The sequence below is a fragment of the Pseudocitrobacter sp. 2023LY-00077 genome (genome assembly GCF_055796175.1).
In genome coordinates, this window is sequence record NZ_JBSPEI010000020.1 from 48,472 (window position 1) to 65,893 (window position 17,422).

General features: G+C 53.5%; 18 protein-coding genes. 8 read left to right on the plus strand and 10 right to left on the minus strand.

Annotated elements, in window-relative coordinates; all coding sequences use genetic code 11:
- The first annotated feature begins 109 nt into the window (after nucleotides 1-109).
- Nucleotides 110-322 (plus strand): YdgH/BhsA/McbA-like domain containing protein, encoded by a 213-nt coding sequence (locus tag ACWWFX_RS21200; protein WP_015966529.1) that lies wholly within the window; start codon nucleotides 110-112, stop codon nucleotides 320-322.
- A gap of 41 nt (nucleotides 323-363) precedes the next feature.
- Here ACWWFX_RS21200 and ACWWFX_RS21205 read toward each other — a convergent pair whose 3' ends face one another.
- Together ACWWFX_RS21205 and ACWWFX_RS21210 are read right to left on the minus strand one after the other, a co-directional pair.
- A complete protein-coding gene (locus ACWWFX_RS21205) occupies nucleotides 364-687 on the minus strand; it encodes an AzlD domain-containing protein (protein WP_473224720.1) in 324 nt (107 codons plus the stop codon).
- The gene (locus ACWWFX_RS21210; RefSeq protein ID WP_276219258.1) at nucleotides 687-1,352 is read right to left on the minus strand and encodes an AzlC family ABC transporter permease; all 666 of its coding nucleotides are present in this window, start codon (nucleotides 1,350-1,352) and stop codon (nucleotides 687-689) included. Before ACWWFX_RS21210 ends, ACWWFX_RS21205 begins: the two co-directional genes overlap by 1 nt.
- Nucleotides 1,353-1,454: 102 nt before the next feature.
- Between ACWWFX_RS21210 and ACWWFX_RS21215 the strand changes: the two genes are divergently transcribed.
- Both ACWWFX_RS21215 and ACWWFX_RS21220 read left to right on the plus strand, forming a co-directional pair.
- On the plus strand, nucleotides 1,455-2,003 hold the full coding sequence (locus ACWWFX_RS21215) for a helix-turn-helix domain-containing protein (protein WP_276219256.1): 549 nt from the start codon (nucleotides 1,455-1,457) through the stop codon (nucleotides 2,001-2,003).
- A gap of 383 nt (nucleotides 2,004-2,386) precedes the next feature.
- Nucleotides 2,387-3,802 (plus strand): carbohydrate porin, encoded by a 1,416-nt coding sequence (locus tag ACWWFX_RS21220; RefSeq protein ID WP_473224721.1) that lies wholly within the window; start codon nucleotides 2,387-2,389, stop codon nucleotides 3,800-3,802.
- A gap of 62 nt (nucleotides 3,803-3,864) precedes the next feature.
- Here ACWWFX_RS21220 and rhaM read toward each other — a convergent pair whose 3' ends face one another.
- From rhaM to rhaB, 5 genes are all read right to left on the minus strand, one after another.
- Nucleotides 3,865-4,179 carry an L-rhamnose mutarotase gene (rhaM, locus tag ACWWFX_RS21225; protein ID WP_276219252.1) on the minus strand — a complete coding sequence of 105 codons (315 nt, stop codon included), beginning with the start codon at nucleotides 4,177-4,179 and terminating at the stop codon, nucleotides 3,865-3,867.
- Complete coding sequence (gene fucO / locus ACWWFX_RS21230; RefSeq protein ID WP_473224722.1) at nucleotides 4,176-5,324, minus strand: lactaldehyde reductase; 1,149 nt, start codon at nucleotides 5,322-5,324, stop codon at nucleotides 4,176-4,178. The genes rhaM and fucO overlap by 4 nt, the downstream gene beginning before the upstream one ends.
- 69 nt (nucleotides 5,325-5,393) lie before the next feature.
- Nucleotides 5,394-6,218 carry a rhamnulose-1-phosphate aldolase gene (rhaD, locus tag ACWWFX_RS21235; protein WP_276219248.1) on the minus strand — a complete coding sequence of 275 codons (825 nt, stop codon included), beginning with the start codon at nucleotides 6,216-6,218 and terminating at the stop codon, nucleotides 5,394-5,396.
- Between the two features lie 128 nt (nucleotides 6,219-6,346).
- Nucleotides 6,347-7,606: an L-rhamnose isomerase gene (gene rhaA / locus ACWWFX_RS21240; protein WP_473224723.1), complete on the minus strand. Its 1,260-nt coding sequence runs from the start codon at nucleotides 7,604-7,606 to the stop codon at nucleotides 6,347-6,349.
- On the minus strand, nucleotides 7,603-9,072 hold the full coding sequence (gene rhaB / locus ACWWFX_RS21245) for a rhamnulokinase (protein ID WP_473224724.1): 1,470 nt from the start codon (nucleotides 9,070-9,072) through the stop codon (nucleotides 7,603-7,605). Before rhaB ends, rhaA begins: the two co-directional genes overlap by 4 nt.
- A 300-nt stretch (nucleotides 9,073-9,372) precedes the next feature.
- On the opposite strand from rhaB, the gene rhaS reads away from it, so the two are divergent.
- Nucleotides 9,373-10,209 (plus strand): HTH-type transcriptional activator RhaS, encoded by an 837-nt coding sequence (gene rhaS, locus ACWWFX_RS21250; RefSeq protein ID WP_276219242.1) that lies wholly within the window; start codon nucleotides 9,373-9,375, stop codon nucleotides 10,207-10,209.
- 71 nt (nucleotides 10,210-10,280) lie between these two features.
- A complete protein-coding gene (rhaR, locus tag ACWWFX_RS21255) occupies nucleotides 10,281-11,129 on the plus strand; it encodes an HTH-type transcriptional activator RhaR (RefSeq protein WP_276219240.1) in 849 nt (282 codons plus the stop codon).
- Here the strand turns inward: rhaR and rhaT are convergent, their stop codons facing one another.
- Nucleotides 11,130-12,164, minus strand: a complete 1,035-nt coding sequence (gene rhaT, locus ACWWFX_RS21260) for an L-rhamnose/proton symporter RhaT (protein ID WP_276219238.1) — start codon at nucleotides 12,162-12,164, stop codon at nucleotides 11,130-11,132.
- A gap of 370 nt (nucleotides 12,165-12,534) precedes the next feature.
- Here rhaT and sodA point away from each other — a divergent pair, with 370 nt between their 5' ends.
- The 3 genes from sodA to yiiM all read left to right on the plus strand — a co-directional run bounded on the left by sodA (nucleotide 12,535) and on the right by yiiM (nucleotide 15,187).
- Nucleotides 12,535-13,155 (plus strand): superoxide dismutase [Mn], encoded by a 621-nt coding sequence (gene sodA / locus ACWWFX_RS21265; protein ID WP_015966516.1) that lies wholly within the window; start codon nucleotides 12,535-12,537, stop codon nucleotides 13,153-13,155.
- Nucleotides 13,156-13,411: 256 nt separating this feature from the next.
- On the plus strand, nucleotides 13,412-14,395 hold the full coding sequence (gene kdgT, locus ACWWFX_RS21270; protein WP_231825880.1) for a 2-keto-3-deoxygluconate transporter: 984 nt from the start codon (nucleotides 13,412-13,414) through the stop codon (nucleotides 14,393-14,395).
- Nucleotides 14,396-14,512: 117 nt separating this feature from the next.
- Complete coding sequence (yiiM, locus tag ACWWFX_RS21275; RefSeq protein ID WP_473224733.1) at nucleotides 14,513-15,187, plus strand: 6-hydroxyaminopurine reductase; 675 nt, start codon at nucleotides 14,513-14,515, stop codon at nucleotides 15,185-15,187.
- A 36-nt stretch (nucleotides 15,188-15,223) separates the two neighbouring features.
- Here yiiM and cpxA read toward each other — a convergent pair whose 3' ends face one another.
- On the minus strand, nucleotides 15,224-16,597 hold the full coding sequence (cpxA, locus tag ACWWFX_RS21280; RefSeq protein ID WP_456146801.1) for an envelope stress sensor histidine kinase CpxA: 1,374 nt from the start codon (nucleotides 16,595-16,597) through the stop codon (nucleotides 15,224-15,226).
- The gene (gene cpxR, locus ACWWFX_RS21285) at nucleotides 16,594-17,292 is read right to left on the minus strand and encodes an envelope stress response regulator transcription factor CpxR (protein WP_015966513.1); all 699 of its coding nucleotides are present in this window, start codon (nucleotides 17,290-17,292) and stop codon (nucleotides 16,594-16,596) included. Before cpxR ends, cpxA begins: the two co-directional genes overlap by 4 nt.
- Nucleotides 17,293-17,422 lie beyond the last annotated feature (130 nt).

Sequence of the window (17,422 nt, forward strand, 5' to 3'; positions counted from 1 at the left end):
ACCAAGACTGGCAAATCCTTCCGCTTTCAGTTGGTGATGAATCGACCTATCATTTATCACATCAAGGCACGGTGCCTTACTCAAACAACTAAGTGAAAGGGTTTATATCATGAAAAGCATCAAAACTTTTGTCGCTGTTATCGCTCTGTCTGCTTCTTTCGGTTCTTTCGCTGCACAGACTGTTTCTGCAACCGCCTCTACGCTGGACAGCGCTGAAGCGAAAATCGCCGCCAAAGCAGAACAAGCTGGCGCATCGTCTTACAAAATTACCCAGGCCTTTACCGGTAACCGCGTGCACATGACCGCAGAACTGAATAAATAAGCCAACGTTATTGTCGAAAGAGCGCCCTCGGGGCGCTTTTTTTAATGCATTCCCGCCATCCGCAGCAACCCCGTCACGATCGCCGCCGCGAAAATCACCACAATAAGCGGGCACTTTCGCCATGCCAGAAACACCGCAAAGCCCACGCCCAGAACACGTGCCAGACCGGCAAAATGTTCACCTTCGTAAAAGGTGGTTGCCAGCGCCACGGCAAATAACAACGTGGTTGCGGCATCTGATAATAGCGCCTGAGATCGTTCAGAAAACTGTAAACGCCCGCCCAGCTTTGCTCCGCCCAGGCGCATTAAATAGGTACCCGCAGAAAGCAGCGCGATACCCAGAAGAATCAGCGTGGTGTCGCCCATTATTTTTTCCTCGCCAGTAAGCCGAGCATGGAGAGCAGGACGGGTAAACCGACCGGCGCGAAAGGCACGGAAGCCAGTGAGATAGCCGCTCCGCTGGATGCACGAATAAGTGACGTTTTACTTTTCTTTAATGCCGGAAGCACTAACGCCAGCAGAATGGCCGGGAACACGGCATCAAGGCCGATGGTCTCCGGAGAGGGAAGGAGTTTGCCGACGCCTGCGCCCAGCAGCGTTCCTGCTGGCCAGACAAAGGCAACGCCCAGCCCGCACAGCCAGAATGCCGCTTTACGCTGTTCTGGTGTCGGTTGCGACAGGCCGAAAACGACGCTTTCATCATTCATGATGTGGCAACCGAGGAAGCTCAACATGCGTTTGCCCACCAGGTCACGGACGGTAATACCAAACGGAAAATGACGTGCGTTGACCAACAATCCCGCCACGGCTGCCGCAAGCGGGTTACCGCCGCTGGCAACGATGCCGATAAACATAAATTCAGATGCGCCCGCCAGTACGGTGAGTGAAAGAATGAGCGGCACCCATAGCGGAAAACCGTACGCCATCGCCAGCGAGCCGTAGGAAACTGCGACGATCCCAACGGCAAGACAGACCAGAAAAATCGCTTTTAAGGTGTCGCCTTTCAGGCAACCGAAATGTTTTTTGAACATGATTGTTGGCTATATCGAACGAGTTTCCATTATAATGAACGCAACAGAAGGCCTTTTCAAGATAATCAATTCGTTCGATTAATAGAATAATGGAGTGGCATTATGACGCAGCCAATCAGCGTGATCGCAAAGAGTCTGGTACGCGAGCGTATGAGGACAGGGCTGTCTTTGGCGGAAATTGCCCGTCGTGCCGGTATCGCGAAATCGACACTCTCGCAGCTTGAAGCAGGGAATGGTAATCCTAGCCTGGAAACGCTGTGGTCGCTCTGCGTCGCGCTGGATATCCCTTTCAGCCGCCTGCTGGAACCACAGGTGCAGAAGACGCAGGTAATTCGCCGGGGGGAAGGGGTGAAAGTGCTGGCGGAGCAGGCGAACTACCAGGCGACGCTGTTGGCAACCTGTCCGCCCGGCGCACGTCGCGATATCTATCTGCTGACAACACAGCCAGGCGCGGATCGTATCTCGCAGCCCCATCCTGTCGGTTCGGTAGAACACATTATTGTGACGCAAGGTCGCGCGCTGGTTGGGTTAACCGATGCACCGGAAGAGTTAAGTGCGGGCGATTACATCTGTTATCCTGGCGATCAGGAACATATCTTCAAAGCACTTGAACCCGATACCCTGGCGATTCTGGTTGCTGAGCAAAATTAAGCCGTCGTGCGCACGTCTGTGCGCACAATTATATATTTCAATTATTATATCTCACTGAAAATTCATATCATTTATATAAATAATGTATTTATAATTAAATCCAATTTATTTAAAAAATACTAATGATCGATTATTTATTAAAATTTGTTTCCAGTGTTACCTCGCTCACGATATGGTAATTACCTGTGTTTACTTGCGGAACTATTTAGCTAATATTTATTAGCTCCTGAGGCGTGGAAAACTGAATCAATGGGATTGATGCTTTCACGTTATTTCGCGTCCGGGCAATCTAATAAAATTACATTCATCCATTTTATATAAAGTAGATGAATAAACTCGCGCAGAGTTTTACTAATTATTAGTTATCTCAAGGAAAGCGAATAATGAAGAAAACAACATTATCTATCGCCATTGGGTTGTTGTTAGTGGCAAACACAGGTGTTGCAAAACCAAGAACAATGACGTTGGAACAGCGTCTGGAAATGCTTGAAAACCGTCTGGAAGCTGCGGAAAATCGCGCGACGCAGGCAGAAAATAAAGTTCAGCAGCTTCAGGTTCAACAGGCTGCCGAAATTAAAGAGATCAAAGCCGCTCAAGGTAATACTGCGGTGAATGGTGAACAGTCAGTATCAGAGACGGCGCATAATGCGTCCAAACCAACGCTGAATTTATCCGGTTATGGGGATATAAAATTCTACGGCGACGTGGAATTTAACATGGATGCTGAAAGTAAGCATGGTATGTTGGCTGCAACCAACGCGAACATTGACAAAGGGGACCCAACAAACGAGACATGGAACCTTAATGGTCGTATTCTGCTCGGTTTTGACGGCATTCGTAAAATGGATGACGGTTATTATGCAGGTTTTTCTGCACAGCCATTGGGCGATATGGTTGGTCAGGTATTTATAGATGACTCGGTTTTCTTCTTTGGTCGTGAGAACGACTGGAAAGTTAAAGTTGGTCGTTTCGAAGCCTACGATATGTTCCCGCTCAATCAGGATACTTTTGTTGAGCATTCCGGTAATACTGCGAATGATCTCTATGACGACGGAAGCGGCTACATTTATATGATGAAAGAAGGCCGTGGTCGTTCTGACTCTGGTGGTAACTTCCTGATGAGTAAGCAGCTGGACAACTGGTACTTCGAGTTGAACACGTTGTTTGAAGACGGCACAGCACTTTATAACTCTGGTGAAGAAGGCGATCATACCTATCATGGTCGTGAGATGGATCAGCAGAAAAATGTGATCTATATGCGTCCTGTTATTGCTTATACTCAGGATGAACTCACGATTTCTGCAGCGATGGAATCCAACGTTGTTGATGGCGCATATGGTTATACTGACAGCAACGGCAAATTTATTGATCAGTCCGACCGTACCGGTTATGGCTTAACCCTGACCTGGAACGGCCAGAAAACCGATCCTGAAAACGGTGTAGTGGTTAACCTGAACACCGCCTATCTGGACGCCAACAACGAGAAAGACTTTACTGCGGCGGTGAACGCTCTGTGGCGAAACTTCGAGCTGGGTTATATCTACGCGCATAACACCATTGATGATTATGCCGGCCTGATTAAGCACGACGATGACGACTGGATTTATAATGAAGGTACCTATGATATTCATACCATTCATGCTTCTTATTTGATTCCGAATGTGATGAATATGAAAAACTTCAATATTTACCTGGGTACGTATTACTCTGTCATTAGTAGCGATAATGATAATGCGCAAGGTCATACTGGTGATGATGATCGCTACGGCGCACGCGTCCGCTTCAAATATTACTTCTAAGGTTTCAGCAAACCGACAGAATAAAAACGCCTGCGATGCAGGCGTTTTTATTAGTGAAACACTTAATCAAGATAAAAAACGTTTTTCAGCTCTGCGCTTACCGGGCTGTTATCTGGATTAGCAGGCATCACCTCGGTCATATATTTCCACCAACGCTGGCAAACGTCGGTATTCGCCACCGCGTTCCAGCGCTCTTCAGATTCAATTTCCACCGTGGCGAACAGCAGGTTACGCTCTTTATCGAGATAAATGGCGTAATGGTGCGCACCGTGGGATTTCAGTGTGGCTTCCAGTTCCGGCCAGATAGGATTATGACGACGCTGATACTCTTCGTGTGCGTCGGCATGCACCTGCATTACAAAGGCTTTGCGGATCATAACGCCTCCAGATACAGCTCGCGTACTTCATCGCGGCTGGCGGTGCGCGGGTTGCACGGCGCGCAAGGGTCAGCCAGCGCTTTGTCCAGCCAGCCTTCGATATCTGCTTTCGTTACGCCCAGCTTGCTGAAACCTTCCGGAATGCCAACACGCGCGCTCAGTTTTCGAATGGCGTTGATAGCTTCCATGCTGGCCGCTTCGTCGCTCATGCCCTGGGTATTGACGCCCATTGCCTGCGCGACGCGTGCAAAACGGGCGACTGCGTTCGGGCGGTTAAAGTTTTCGATGATCGGCAGCAGGATGGCATTGCACACGCCGTGCGGCAGATTGTGCGTTGCGCCCGGCTGATGCGCCAGTGCGTGTACCAGGCCAAGACCGGCGCTGTTGAACGCCATTCCAGCCAGATACTGACCAAATGCCATCTGCTCGCGGGCTTCCAGGTTATGGCCATCATCGACCGCTTTCGGCAGCCACTGGGTGATCAGACGAATGGCTTCCAGCGCGTTGGCGTCAGTCAGCGGATGCGCGCCAACGGAAACGTAAGCTTCAATCGCGTGGGTCAGCGCATCCATACCGGTGGCCGCGGTGACGGACGCCGGAATTTCCAGCATCACGCTGGCGTCATCTACGGCGATGTCCGGGATAATATTGGAATCGATAATGACTTCTTTCACCTGGCGCGCGGTATCGATGATCACTGCGTTGCTGGTCATCTCGGCGGCGGTGCCTGCGGTGGTGTTAATGGCAACCAGCGGCACGCCGGCATTTTTGACTTTGCCCACGCCGGAGTATGCGGTAGACGGGCCAGGGTTGGCGGTCAGAATTTTGATCGCTTTGGCGGTGTCGATCGGGCTGCCGCCGCCAAAGGCGATGATGAAATCGCAGCTCGCGTCCTGATACGCAGCAAAGCCTTTTTGCACCAGCTCTTCGGTGGGGTTAGGAAACACCTCATCGAAAAGATGATAAGACATATTCTGCGCATCAAGTGCGGTAAACAGACTATCCAGCAGACCCAGCTTCACCAGTTGACCGTCGGTGACCACCAGCGCTTTGCCCCACTGTTTGTTCGCAACAAGGTTGACCATATCGGCAATCGCGCCCGCGCCGTGCAGGCTGATTTTGGGAAGCGCCAACATAAAGCTCATGATATTTCTCCTTAAATTAAAAGCCCTATGTCCGGCGGCAGCCACTGTCGCCGGGCGTGAGCGGATAGGTTAGAGCGCGAGGGCGCTGGCGAGCGGAGTGACGCCAAAGCGTTTGCCAAGGGCAATCAGCTCTTCACGGGTGATGGTCTGCTTCATGCCGCCCATGGAATAGACTTTCACCAGCACTTCTGCGGATTTCTCGGCGGTATCGATCAAACCAAACGCCTCGTCCAGCGTCGGCCCGCTGCCGAATACCCCGTGGAATGGCCACAGCACCAGCGAATGTTTCTGCATTTCGACGGCAGTCGCCTGGCCGATTTCGTCTGTACCCGGCACCATCCACGGCAGAATGCCCACGCCGTCCGGGAACACCACCAGACATTCGGTGCTGCCTTCCCACAGCTGGCGGGTGATCACGTCGGTGCGATTTTCCAGCACGTAGGTCAGGGCGATCAGGTTGGTGGCGTGGCAGTGCATGATCACGCGATCTTTGCCGTTGGTTGCCTTGATGCGCTCGCAGTGCGACAGGAAGTGGGCGGGTAATTCAGATGTTGGCACCGCCTCATGGGTTAAGCCCCACAGGATGTGATAACCCGCGCCGTCGCTGTCCACTTTTACCACGCCGATGTTTGCGGCGGTGTCGAGCTGAACGTTGCGGAAGAATTTACCGGAGCCAGTGACGATAAACGGCGTATTCGCCAGCAGCGGCATCGGCTGGCTGAGCGCGATATAGCGCGGTTCTTTATGGAAATCAGCCTCGTAAGGGGCGATGTCGGCTTCGTCCAGGCGCAGCGTCAGGTTACCGCCGTTACGTTCATCCCAGCCTTTCAGCCAGGCATCAGAGGTGGCTTTGATCATGCCCTGGACGAACCAGGATTGAGTGATGGATTGCATAGTATTCGAGTTCCTGTTAGGTGGTGCGGGGTTTACCCCTCACCCTAACCCTCTCCCACAGGGAGAGGGGATTGTCCGGTTTCGGTATTCACCCTCTCCCTGTGGGAGAGGGCCGGGGTGAGGGTTGTTTACCCGCGTTTACTCAAAATCTCTTTTTCATACGCGCGGACGTTCTCCAGCCACTGGCTGCCCGCAGGCGTGTCGTGGCGCTGGCAATACATTTCCCACACTGCCTGCCACGGCAGGGATTTCTGCTCTTCCAGCAGCGCCAGGCGTGCGGTGTAATCGCCTTCCGCTTCCAGCTGACGCAGCTCATCCACGGGTTCGAGCAGCGCGCGCAGCAGGGCTTTCTTCATGTTGCGGGTACCGATAACCCACGCCGCGATGCGGTTGATGGAAGCATCAAAGAAGTCGAGGCCGATGTGCACGCGGTCGAACAAATCGTTGCGCACTATTTCGCTCGCGATAGCCTGAGTTTCGTCATCCAGCAGTACCACGTGATCGCTATCCCAGCGCACCGGGCGGCTGACGTGCAGCAGTAGACGCGGAACGTACAGCATGGCGGAAGAGATTTTGTCGGAGATCACTTCCGTCGGGTGGAAGTGGCCCGCATCCAGGCACAGCGCGGTCTGGCGGCTGGCGGCATAGCCCATATAGAATTCGTTGGAGCCCACCGTGTAGCTTTCTGCGCCGATACCGAACAGCTTGCTCTCCACTGCATCAATGTGGTGTGCCGGGTCCAGTTTTTCGCTAATCACTTCATCCAGCGCGTTCATCAGACGCTGACGTGGCGCCAGACGGTCTACGGTGATGTCTTTCATGCCGTCCGGGATCCAGATATTCATCACCGATGGCGTGCCCAGTTGCTCGCCGAAGTAAGCGGAGATACGGCGGCTGGCCTTGCAGTGATCGATCCAGAACTGACGAATTTTTGCGTCCGGGTGGGAGAGGGTAAAACCGTCGGCACTCAACGGATGCGAGAAGCAGGACGGGTTGAAATCGAGACCCAGGTGATTCGCTTTCGCCCATTCCACCCAGTTTTTAAAGTGTTCCGGCTTGATTTTGTCGCGGGAAACCGGCGTGTCGGATTCCAGATAAATAGCGTGCAGATTCAGACGTTTTGGCCCCGGGATCAGGCTCAGTGCCTGTTCCAGATCGGCACGTAATTCCGTTGCATTACGCGCTTTTCCTGGATAGTTACCCGTCGCCTGAATACCGCCGGTCAGATTGCCCTCCGGGTTTTCAAAACCGGCGACATCATCGCCCTGCCAGCAGTGCATGGATACCGGCAGGCGATCGAGCTGACGCAGGGTCTCTTCGACGTCGATGCCAATGGCGGAATAACGCTGTTTCGCCAGTTCCCAGGCTTGTTCAAGTTGAGTGGTCATGCGCAAAGCTCCTTTGTCAGTCGTTTTTGCTGAAACTGCGCAACGTAGCGGGCAATTTCATGTTCAGAATTAGGTGTAAAGGTGGTCAGGCCGTAGTTGCCGGTTACCACCTGACGGAAATCATCTACGGTGCCCAGTTCTTCCAGCGTCATCAGCTGCACGCCAATATTGCCGAGCGTGGAGGCCTCAATCGGGCCCGCCACCACCGTCACGCCGCAGGCGTCGGCACAAAGTTGGTTGAGTAAGTGGTTCTGGCAACCGCCGCCGACGACATGCAGCTGGCTGAACGGTTTGCCGCGCAGGCGCGCCAGTTCATTCAGAATGTCGGCGTAAAGCAGGGCAAGGCTGTCGAAAATACAGCGCGCCAGTTCGGCAGGGCGCTGCGGCACCGGCTGCGAGGTCTCGCGGCAGGCGGCCTGAATTTCAGCGCTCATGTTGTCCGGGTTAATAAAACGGTCTTCATTGGGGTTGATCAGGAAATGGCAGGCGCTGAGTTGTTCCGTTTCTGCAATCAATGCAGGCAGGTCAGTGATGTTCTGCTCTTTAATCACGCGCTGAAGCAGCCACAACCCCATAATGTTTTTCAGCACCCGATAACGCCCTTCTGCGCCGCCTTCGTTAGTGATATTGGCTGCCAGTGCATACTCGCTGGTATAAGGCGTGGTGCTTTCAAAGCCCATCAGCGACCAGGTACCGGAAGAGAGATAAGCGGCGTCTTTGTTTGCCAGCGGCGAAGCAATGACTGCGCTTGCCGTGTCATGGCTCGCGACGGCCACCACCGGGATTTTGTTGCCCAGCGGGCAAATCCAGTGACCAATCACGTTGCCAGGATGCGTTGGCGTACCGAACCATTTCGGCGATGCGCCGGTCCAGTTCAGCAGGTCTTCATCCCAGTTATCGGTCTGAATATTGACCAGCTGCGTGGTGGTGGCGTTGGTATATTCCCAGTTCATTTTGCCGGTCAGGCGATAGCTGAAATAATCGGGGATCAGCAGGGCATGGGCCACTTTGGCGGCGATTTCCGGCTGCTGTTCAACCAGCGCGCGTAGCTGATAGAGCGTATTAAACGGCAGGAACTGAATACCGCTGCGGCGATAGATTTGCGCTTTCCCGAGCTGTTCAATCGCCCGCGCCATCACACCGTCGGTGCGGCTGTCACGGTAGGAGACCGGCAGGCCAACGCGCTGACCGTCGCGGTTAAGCAGAACGTAATCCACGCCCCAGGTGTCGATGCCGATGCTGTCGATCAGGATGCCCTGTTCGCACACCTTGTTCAGGCCGGTGCGGATCTCCGCCTCAAGCCCGTCGATGTCCCAGGTATCAAATCCATCCTGTTTTTGCAGGCAGTTCACGAAACGGTGGATTTCGTGCAGTGAGAGTGTGTGTTGCCCGGTGTCATAGCGGGCAAGCATCACGCGTCCGCTGGATGCCCCTAAATCGACGGCCACACAATGGCGAAGAGTCATGGCTGGAGTCCTTCTTAATGTCATTGGACCCAGTCTAAGAAGCGCGTACGAACGTGACCTTCTCATCACTGACAGCAAAATGGGCGGCTGGCAAGAAAGCAAAGGTAGACGTGAGAGAGCTCACAATTTCCGCCAATTGCCCCGTATTGCGCGGGTGTGACGCTCTCCGCAATTCCCGATCTTTCCCGGCCTTTCTTGAAAAAACGACCGGGTTTGCGCCCTTTGCTGTCGAAACTTTAAGGTGAGGTCAGCCACCCCCGATTACTATCCTGATAACTTTTCTCATTTAGTGGGGGCGTTATGACCGTATTGCACAGTGTGGATTTTTTCCGTTCAGGGCGATTACCTGTAGCGATTGAACCGCGACTTCCGCAGCCCGCTTTTCCTGAGCATCATCATGATTTTCATGAAATTGTGATTGTTGAGCAGGGGACCGGTATTCATGTTTTCAATGGTCAGCCACATACCATTTGCGGCGGCACGGTCTGTTTTGTTCGCGATACGGATCGCCATCTTTATGAGCACACCGATAATCTTTGTCTGACCAATGTCCTTTATCGCTCACCGGAAGCGTTCCAGTTTCTTTCCGGGCTCGATCAACTGCTGCCGCAGGAGAAAGAGGGTAATTATCCTTCCCACTGGCGGGTGAGCCAGAGCACGCTGCAACAGGTGCGCTTTATCCTCGATCAGATGGCGCAGGTGGATGACAACATGGACGCGGCAACGCTCGCCAACCGCGAAATTCTCTTTATGCAACTGCTGGTGTTGCTGCGTCGTGGAACCCAGGTTGCGGGCAGTGTTGATAACGACGCGCGTCTGAATCAGTTGATGGCCTGGCTGGAAGATCATTTTGCGGAAGATGTTTGCTGGGAAGCGCTGGCCGAGCAGTTTTCGCTGTCGCTGCGCACGCTCCATCGCCAGCTTAAACACTCGACGGGCCTGACGCCGCAGCGTTATCTCAATCGCCTGCGTTTGATTAAGGCCCGCCATCTGCTGCGCCACAGCGACGAAAGCGTAACGGATATTGCCTACCACTGTGGCTTTGGCGACAGCAACCACTTTTCCACCCTGTTCCGCCGGGAATTCGACTGGTCACCGCGCGATATTCGCCAGGGCCGTGATGCCACCTTGCAGTAACGCGGCGGCTATCAACGTTTTCTCAGCGTAGAACTGCGACAATAGTGCGTTATAGGTCGTGAGGTATGGCTGTGTCGGGTCACTTAGTTCTGCGAAAAGAGGAATTCTTTGCCCGCCCTGGGCAAGCGGTGGCGGTCGCCGATCGTTATCCGCAAAACGTCTTTGCGGAGCATACCCATGAATTTAGCGAGCTGGTGCTGGTCTGGCGCGGAAACGGCCTGCATATGCTCAACGATCGCCCTTATCGCATCACGCGGGGCGATCTCTTCTACATCCGCGCGGAAGATAAACACTCCTACGCCTCAGTTAACGATCTGGTTTTACAGAATATTATCTACTGTCCCGAGCGGCTGAAGCTTAATCTGGACTGGCAAAACTACCTGCCCGGCCTGAACGGCAGCGCCTGGACGCCGCACTGGCGCATTGGCAGCAGCGGAATGACCCAGACGCGGCAAATCATCACCCAACTGGAACACGAAAGCCGCAAAGATGAACCGCTGGCGAATGAAATGGCCGAGCTGCTTTTTGCCCAACTGGTGGTCTCATTCAAACGTTATCGCTACGCCACCGATAATCTGGAAGCGACGCAAAGCGAAGCGATGCTCGACCGATTGCTGAGTGCGCTTGCCGGAAGCCTGAACCGCCCTTTCTCGCTGGATCTCTTTTGTTCGCAGGAAGGTTGCAGCGAACGCGCGCTGCGTCAGCAGTTTCGCCAACAGACAGGCATGACCGTGAATCACTATCTGCGTCAGTTACGCATCTGCCACGCGCAGTATTTGTTGCAGCATACAGATTTGATGATCGGAGAGGTGGCGATGCAGTGCGGTTTTGAGGACAGTAACTACTTTTCGGTGGTGTTTAACCGCGAGGTGGGGATGACGCCAGGTCAGTGGCGTCATCGTACCGGAGTGGTTGCCTGATTAGCTGGCCATACCCAGCCCAACAATATTCGCCGCGATGATAATCACCACGCAGCCGACGCTCAGCACGCCGACCGGACGGCGACCTGCATTGGTCCACTCTTTCAGTACCAGCCCAACCAGACCTCCGCACAGCACGTAGAAGCTCATGTGCAACATCCAGCTGATGTATTCATACTGCGCCGGAATTTTGGCGTGGCCCCAGGCGTAGAAGAAGAACTGCAAATACCACATCAGGCCGCCCAACGCGGAGAGCAATACGTTGGTGATGATCAGCGGTTTTGCCAGCGAGAAGTCAGCTTTTACCGACAGGGTTTTAACTTTTGCCAGACGAATGAAGCAGAAACCGAGGTTAATCAGCGCGCCGCCGCCCATGATAACGACGTAGCTAGGCAGCGCGACGTAGAGCGGGTCAACGCCCAGCGCAGCCGCCGCTTCGTGCATCGGTTTTGCAGCACTCATCGCGAATGACATCCCCGCTGAGAAGATGCCACACATCACTGCCAGCACCAGCCCTTTCTTGAGGTTGAAGTCTTCCGCTTTAATGCCCATGTTGCGCTCTTTCAACTGGCCCGCGCGGGTGACGATGCCCACGCCGATCAGCGCAACCAGCACGCCCAGCAGCGTCATGCGGCCGCCTTTGGTGTTAATCAGCACATCAAAGTTACCGTTCAGAATCGGCGTCATTAGCGTGCCAACAATCAGCGTAATGCCAATCGCAATCCCGATGCCCATCGACATGCCGAGATAGCGCATCGTCAGGCCATAGTTGATATTGCCGATGCCCCACATCGCGCCGAAGAGAAAGACCGGCATCAGGGTTGAGGCGCTAAATGAGCCGTAATAGGCCCAGAAATTGGGTAACAGCAGGGCACTGATTGTCCAGGGGAGAATAAGCCACGATACGGTGCCGCCAACGGACCACATCGTCTCCCAGGACCAGTGTTTGACCTTCTTGAAGGGGGCATAGAAACAGGCTGCACTGGCTGCGCCTATCAAATGCCAAAAAATGCCCATCATAATCGCATTATTCATTATTGTTTCCTCAACGGGTTGTTGTTGGTTCAGGCTTCCTGCCAACCCATTGAGCTTAAAAAGTATGCGATTTAATAACCTTCCGGTAATTGCCACTGAGATTCAAAAAATGACCATCAGAGCAAAGTCGTAGTGAGTGGCTTCACACTTTTACATTCTGTGTAAAAAGCGAGGCGGTTGTGCCTTTTTCATTGATAGGCAACGCGTTTATGACCTGTAAGCCCCGTAAAATCAGTCACATAACAAAAAGTTATAACCTTATAAAAACTACGGCATTGATAATCATTTTCAATATCATTTAATTAACTATAATGAACCAACTGCTTACGCGGCGTTAACACTTTGCCGCCCGACAATAATGGAGAAGATTATGAGCTATACCCTGCCATCACTGCCTTATGCATACGATGCCCTGGAACCGCACTTCGATAAGCAGACGATGGAAATCCATCACACTAAACACCACCAGACCTACGTGAACAACGCGAATACCGCGCTGGAAAGCCTGCCGGAGTTCGCTTCCCTGTCTGCTGAAGAACTGATCACCAAACTGGACCAAATCCCGGCTGAAAAAAGAACGTTCCTGCGCAACAACGCCGGCGGCCACGCTAACCACAGCCTGTTCTGGAAAGGCCTGAAAAAAGGCACCACCCTGCAGGGTGATCTGAAAGCGGCTATCGAGCGCGATTTCGGTTCCGTTGACAAATTCAAAGAAGAATTCGAAAAAGCGGCTGCAACCCGTTTCGGTTCCGGTTGGGCATGGCTGGTGCTGAAAGGCGACAAACTGGCTGTTGTTTCTACCGCTAACCAGGATTCCCCGCTGATGGGTGAAGCTATCTCTGGCGCATCTGGCTTCCCGATTGTGGGCCTGGACGTTTGGGAACACGCTTACTACCTGAAATTCCAGAACCGCCGCCCGGACTACATCAAAGAGTTCTGGAACGTGGTGAACTGGGACGAAGCTGCTGCACGTTTCGCGGCTAAAAAATAAGTTTTTATCCATAGCCTTGCCGTAAGGTGAGGTATGAAAGCCCCCGTTGGGTAAGCCTGCGGGGGCTTTTTTTATCAGGAACTCATCTAAGAAACGCGATCCCGCAAAAAATGAAATATTGTTTTAATTTGTATGTTGGATCACTTTTATTCGTACGATGAATGTCTAGCATCTCATCATCGAAGACGAGTTTTTCAGCCGTTTCAGGAAAACCCGCCAGGCAAAAAATTAGCGATCCTGGATGAGGATGATGACGATGCAAATTAAACGTGCGATAGAAAAAATTCCTGGCGGCATGATGCTGGTGCCACTGTTTTTAGGGGCGCTTTGCCACACTTTCTCTCCGGGCGCGGGTAAATATTTTGGCTCGTTCACCAATGGGATGATCACCGGAACGGTACCGATCCTGGCGGTATGGTTTTTCTGTATGGGCGCCTCCATCAAACTCAGCGCGACCGGTACGGTGCTGCGTAAATCGGGTACGCTGGTCATCACCAAAATTCTGGTCGCCTGGGTTGTCGCTGCGGTGACCTCTCGCTTGCTGCCTGTCCACGGCGTTGAAGTGGGATTCTTTGCCGGGTTATCAACGCTGGCTCTGGTCGCCTCGATGGATATGACCAACGGCGGGCTTTACGCGTCTATCATGCAACAGTACGGCACCAAAGAGGAATCGGGCGCGTTTGTATTGATGTCGCTGGAGTCCGGCCCGCTGATGACGATGATTATTCTCGGTACAGCGGGGATTGCCTCGTTTGAACCGCATGTGTTTGTTGGCGCGGTATTGCCGTTCCTGATTGGTTTTGCGCTCGGTAATCTTGACCCTGAGCTGCGCGATTTCTTTACCAAAGCGGTGCAGACGCTGATTCCGTTCTTCGCTTTCGCATTAGGGAATACCATTGATTTGAGTGTGATTGCTCAAACCGGGCTGTTGGGCATTCTGCTCGGGGTGGCAGTGATTATCATCACCGGTATCCCACTGATGCTGGCGGATAAATTCATCGGCGGCGGTGACGGCACAGCGGGAATTGCTGCGTCCAGTTCGGCTGGGGCCGCGGTCGCCACGCCAGTGTTGATTGCAGAGATGGTACCGGCATTTAAACCGATGGCGCCAGCCGCCACATCGCTGGTCGCAACGTCGGTAATTGTGACCTCGATTCTGGTGCCGATTGTTACCTCCATCTGGTCTCGCTATGCGAAAGCGGAAAGAGTGCAGATGGACTTACGTCACCGCGTGAAATAGCTTTTGCGCGTAGAAACCGGCCTTTATGGCCGGTTTTTTAATAGCAAAAAAAGATTGAATTTCCCCCTGCAACCAGCGAGCCTTTAGGCAGTGATTTCCGTGAAACAGGGTGACGAGATGCATTATCCGGTTGAGGTTTTTATTGGCACCATCCGCGACTACGACGGTAGCCGCCCAAGTGCGATTGCTAAGGTGCAGGTAGACGGCGAGCTGACGCTGACCGAACTGGGGCTGGCGGGCGATGAGCAGGCAGAGAAAAAAATCCACGGTGGCCCGGAGCGCGCGCTGTGCCACTATCCTCGCGAACATTACGCAGAGTGGATGCGCGAATTTCCCGATCAGGCCGATCTCTTCTATGCGCCCGCGTTTGGCGAAAATATTTCAACGCACGGTTTGACGGAAAAAGAGGCCTTTATCGGCGATATTTTCCGCTGGGGCGAGGCGTTGATTCAGATCAGCCAGCCGCGTTCACCCTGCTTCAAGCTGAACTACCATTTTGGTATTGCCGATATGTCTTCACAGATGCAAAGCCGTGGCAAAGTGGGCTGGTTGTATCGCGTGGTCGCGCCGGGGCAGGTGTCGAGCGATGCACCGCTGGAGCTGGTTTCGCGGCTGAGCGAGGTTTCCGTACATGAAGCGGCAGCAATTGCGTGGCATATGCCGTTTGATGAAGAGCAGTATCATCGGTTGATGTCGGCGGCAGGGCTATCGACAAGCTGGACGAGAACAATGCAGAAGCGGGTACTTAGCGGCAAGATTGAGGAAAATTCGCGGAGATTGTGGGGTAAGTAGGCCCGGTAAGCGAAGCGCCACCGGGCATGGTGCTGATTACGTCCGCTTATACAACGGCAACCAAATCGTTAACCGCAAACCACCCAGCGGGCTGTCATCGGCCTTAACCCAGCCGCGATGCTGCTGAATAGCGGCTTCAACAATCGCCAGGCCAAGCCCGGTGCCGCCGGATTCACGGTCACGTGCTTCATCGGTGCGATAGAACGGTCGGAAGATTTGCTCTCTGTCCTCCGGGCTGACACCCGGGCCATCATCGTCAACGTTTACGGTGATGCCTTCTTTATCGACCGAAAATGCCACGGCGATTTTGGTGTGTGAGTAACGCAGGGCGTTGCGCACGATGTTTTCCAGCGCGCTTTCCAGCGCATTCGGGTTACCGTACAACGGCCACGGGCCTGGCGGATAATCGATGCTAAAGGATTTGCCCATCTGCTCGGCTTCGAAGGCGGCGTTGTCCAGCACTTCACCCCACAGTTGGTTGGCCTTCATCGTCTCGCTGACCAGCGCGTTATTCGCCTGATTACGCGACATCACCAGCAGATCGTTGATCATACTGTCCAGACGTTGCGCTTCGGTTTCAATACGCTCCAGCTCTTTGCTCTCTCCGCTGCGGCGACGCAACAATGCGGTGCCCAGCTGCAAACGCGTTAACGGCGTGCGCAACTCGTGGGAGATATCAGAAAGCAGACGTTGCTGCGCCGTCATCATGCGTTCCAGCGCCGTCACCATCTGGTTAAAGCTGGCGCCTGCGGCTAAAAACTCCTGCGGGCCGGCCTCCAGTTCAGGATGCTGACGCAGGTTCCCCTGGGCGACTTCATCGGCGGCGTTTTTCAGTTTACGCGCCGGTTTTGCCAGGCTCCACGCGAGCCATAACAACAGTGGCGAACTGACTAACATCGTCACGATGAGCAGCAATAACGGGCGGTCAAACAGCAGGTTGATAAAATCGGACTGTGAACTGCTGGCAGGTCGAATCAGGTATAACTGGTAGTTATCTTCCCCATCGCGGATGGAGAACGGGCCAACCAGCTCAACGCGGCCATATTTTTTCTTTTGCGGGTGATCTGAGTTATCTGATTGCCCGATAAAGTTGCGAATGATCTGCATTTCGCTGCGTTCTGCGCCGATCACGCGGCCTTCGCTGGTAACCAGCAGAAGGCGTTGGCCGGGCGGCGCCCACTTATCAATGGCACGGAACAGACGACGCCACCACATCAAATCGTTCGGTGGATCTGCCGCCAGCTCTTCTTCAACGTGCTGCTCAATCATCATGCCCTGGCGCTGTTCGCTGTCCAGCAGCTCGGTCATTTGACGAGAATCGAGCTTCGGTAGCATCAGAACCAGCATCAGCACCAGCGCCAGCGTTAACCAGAAAATGGCGAAGATGCGTGCGGTCAAACTTCCTATCATGAAGCCGACACCATCAGATAACCGCGACCACGCAGGGTTTTAAACCACGGATGCCCATCTTTACGTTCCGGCAGTTTGCGGCGCAGGTTGGAGATGTGCATGTCGATAGCGCGGTCGAACGGGGTCAAGCGCTTGCCCAGCACTTCCTGACTCAGATGTTCACGGGAAACTACCTGGCCGAGATGCTGTGCCAGCAGATAAAGCAGGGTGAATTCAGTGCCGGTCAGTTCAAGGACCTGCCCATCAAAGCTGGCTTCCTGACGGCCCGGATTCAGGCTCAGGGAATCAACTTCAACGGTTGGGGAACCGACGTCGCTGTTTTGCTGCTGTTCGCTCCAGTGGGAACGACGCAGAATTGCGCGTATACGCGCAACCAGCTCGCGATCGTTGAACGGCTTAGGCAAGTAGTCATCTGCGCCCAGTTCAAGGCCCAGAACGCGATCCAGCTCGCTTCCGCGCGCGGTAAGCATAATAACGGGGGTCTGGTGTGTCTGACGAAGCTCTTTAAGCGTGTCGATACCGTTTTTCTTCGGCATCATCACATCGAGCAAAAGCAGGTCGATGCTGTCGTCCAGAAGTGCCAGCGCCTGTTCACCGTCATGGGCTACCAGAACGTTGAACCCTTCCATGTCGAGCAACTCCTTTAACAGGGAAGTGAGCTCGCGGTCATCATCAACTAATAAAATTTTATTCATATTTTAAATACCTCCGAGGCAGAAATTACGTCATCAAGGCCCGCTAATCCATGACTTTACGTTGTTTTACACCCCCTGACGCATGTTTGCAGCCTGAATCGTAAACTGTCTCTCGTTGAATCGCGACACA

Coding starts and splice junctions, on each gene's coding strand:
- ACWWFX_RS21200 (WP_015966529.1), top strand. CDS start 110: ATGAAAAGCATCAAAACTTTTGTCGCTGTTATCGCTCTGTCTGCTTCT.
- sodA (WP_015966516.1), top strand. CDS start 12,535: ATGAGCTATACCCTGCCATCACTGCCTTATGCATACGATGCCCTGGAA.
- fucO (WP_473224722.1), bottom strand. CDS start 5,324: ATGAGCTTTATGTTGGCGCTTCCCAAAATCAGCCTGCACGGCGCGGGC.
- ACWWFX_RS21215 (WP_276219256.1), top strand. CDS start 1,455: ATGACGCAGCCAATCAGCGTGATCGCAAAGAGTCTGGTACGCGAGCGT.
- rhaT (WP_276219238.1), bottom strand. CDS start 12,164: ATGAATAATGCGATTATGATGGGCATTTTTTGGCATTTGATAGGCGCA.
- rhaB (WP_473224724.1), bottom strand. CDS start 9,072: ATGACTCTTCGCCATTGTGTGGCCGTCGATTTAGGGGCATCCAGCGGA.
- ACWWFX_RS21210 (WP_276219258.1), bottom strand. CDS start 1,352: ATGTTCAAAAAACATTTCGGTTGCCTGAAAGGCGACACCTTAAAAGCG.
- cpxA (WP_456146801.1), bottom strand. CDS start 16,597: ATGATAGGAAGTTTGACCGCACGCATCTTCGCCATTTTCTGGTTAACG.
- rhaD (WP_276219248.1), bottom strand. CDS start 6,218: ATGCAATCCATCACTCAATCCTGGTTCGTCCAGGGCATGATCAAAGCC.
- kdgT (WP_231825880.1), top strand. CDS start 13,412: ATGCAAATTAAACGTGCGATAGAAAAAATTCCTGGCGGCATGATGCTG.
- rhaM (WP_276219252.1), bottom strand. CDS start 4,179: ATGATCCGCAAAGCCTTTGTAATGCAGGTGCATGCCGACGCACACGAA.
- rhaA (WP_473224723.1), bottom strand. CDS start 7,606: ATGACCACTCAACTTGAACAAGCCTGGGAACTGGCGAAACAGCGTTAT.
- rhaS (WP_276219242.1), top strand. CDS start 9,373: ATGACCGTATTGCACAGTGTGGATTTTTTCCGTTCAGGGCGATTACCT.
- ACWWFX_RS21220 (WP_473224721.1), top strand. CDS start 2,387: ATGAAGAAAACAACATTATCTATCGCCATTGGGTTGTTGTTAGTGGCA.
- ACWWFX_RS21205 (WP_473224720.1), bottom strand. CDS start 687: ATGGGCGACACCACGCTGATTCTTCTGGGTATCGCGCTGCTTTCTGCG.
- yiiM (WP_473224733.1), top strand. CDS start 14,513: ATGCATTATCCGGTTGAGGTTTTTATTGGCACCATCCGCGACTACGAC.
- cpxR (WP_015966513.1), bottom strand. CDS start 17,292: ATGAATAAAATTTTATTAGTTGATGATGACCGCGAGCTCACTTCCCTG.